1 protein-coding gene is annotated in these 1,904 nt (G+C 43.7%); it reads right to left on the bottom strand.

The window, feature by feature from the left end; translation table 11 throughout:
* Positions 1 to 314: 314 nt before the first annotated feature.
* Complete coding sequence (gene mobV / locus CIK95_RS03730; protein ID WP_094466305.1) at positions 315 to 1,772, bottom strand: MobV family relaxase; 1,458 nt, start codon at positions 1,770 to 1,772, stop codon at positions 315 to 317.
* Positions 1,773 to 1,904 lie beyond the last annotated feature (132 nt).

Below are 1,904 nucleotides of genomic sequence, written 5' to 3'. Positions count from 1 at the left end.
CATTCCGGTGCTTACGCCCATCTGACTCACAAATGGACATGCGGGCAATTTCCATATCATATTCTTGGCAAAAATCATCGATAATACAGAAAATTTCCGTAATTTTGTTCTTGGTAATCTCCATAACTATAGTATCCTTTAATTTTATAATTAATTGATTCACAACCATAAAGGTACTAAAAATTATTGAGATTACCAACTTTTACAAAGACTTTCTTATCCCGAACTCAGGTTATTACTTATACACTTGTGTATAAAAAAGTTTGCGTGCCCGAATGATTCCAACAATAAGAGAGTCATTTGGGCGTAACTTTTTATCTTCCTACTCCAGCAGAGCGTTTTTTCCCTCTTGGTTTAACCATTGCAGAAGCCGTAGCGATACAGCGTACCCACCATCGCTCATCATCCTCATCCTTCTTCTGTTCCCATCCAGACAAGTTCGACACGCCACCGCCACCACATGATTCTGCGTAAGAGGTGGCCAGCTTGACATAGTTGACAGCCAGCAACATGGCACAGTTGGCTATATTTTGAACGTTTTCGGTAAGGTCATAATAACCCTTTTCTCGTAAGATGTCACGTTGCCTATCGTTTAGAGTCGGAATGATTTCCTGCATAGTCTTAGCCAGCATCATATTGTAAGTACTGGTGATTCCCATACGGATGCGTGCTGCCTCCCTATCAATATCATCACCTTCTCTTTCCAAGGCTCTTTGATGCTCTCGTTTCAAATCAAAGAGTTTTTCTCGAATATTCTTAAGGCTGACACTCGTTTCTTCTAGCATCTTGGAACGCTCAGCAATCTTACTGTCAATGTTTTCCATCTCTTGACGAAGGCTCTTAATACGGGCTGTCAGAACAATGTTGTCCGTGCCTTCCTCACCTAAACTACGGGCGATTTCCTCTATCTCTCTTTGGATGGATGCACGACGCTCCTGAAGATTGGCCATCATTGTTGTCAGGCTTTTCAGTTTACGTTCCTTTTGTTTGATTTCGGCAGCTAAACCTATCTTCCGGCTTTCAAGCCGGTTCACGTCATTCACAAGTTCCCGCTTGTATTCGTAGGTGGATCGGTGACGGGCACCAGTTTCTCTGATACTGTCGCCACGTTCCAGTCCCCACTTCATGCCGACCTCTTTTGAGAACTCGTCATGCAGTTGAGAGAATAGCTGCCCCATCTCATGCTTGTTTTGGCCAAATATAGAACGCCAAGAAATGCGGTTCTTCTCCTGGTCTAATGGAATAAGTGTACAATGTGCGTGAACATTGGTCTCGTCAAGATGGACGTAGAAGCTAACGATGTTCTCTTCGCCAAAGCGGTGGGCAACAAAAGCATACACATCTTTTGCCCATTCCTCGATGTCATTGTTCCTTGTCAAGTGGGAGTTATCGGCACCTTTGTCAAGGCTCAATGTCTGGTTTCCGAAAGCGAGTTCGTTCATACGTTCTCGGCTCCCACCAAAGATAAATTGGGCCAGCGTGTTCTGCCGACGGCGGACATTCTCTCGGGCATTAGGGTCTTTTATTCCACGTGCTGCAAGATTGTCTGCCATCTTCTGCATGATGGACTTCGACTTGTCGATTGGTTGGACGATGCCACCACGAGCCACCTCAAAATTCAAGTGAGTTCGTGTCGGGTCATAGTTCGCCATCGGGTCGTTTGATTTCTTCCGGAGGAAGTCTTCACTCCAGTTTCGTTGCTGTTCGTTACTCTCTGCCTGGCTGATGCCATCAGAGTTTGGACGTATGTCCATTACCTGTTTTTTGTTCATAATGTACCCCAGTTCGGGATAAGATTTTGTTCATAAAAAAGTTGGTAGTCTCACAAATATTTTGTACCTTTATAGGTGATTTACAATAAGTTACAAAAATATTTAATATGACTACCGATTACAAAGTTACAG

It is taken from the genome of Prevotella sp. P5-108, assembly GCF_002251385.1.
In the GTDB taxonomy this organism is placed as follows: domain Bacteria; phylum Bacteroidota; class Bacteroidia; order Bacteroidales; family Bacteroidaceae; genus Prevotella.
The sequence above is the reverse complement of the archived record's forward strand: the minus strand, read 5'-3'. Positions and strand labels throughout refer to the sequence as shown.

What these genes read in the sequence shown, in the direction of transcription:
- mobV (WP_094466305.1), bottom strand. Translation starts at nt 1,772, where the DNA reads ATGAACAAAAAACAGGTAATGGACATACGTCCAAACTCTGATGGCATC.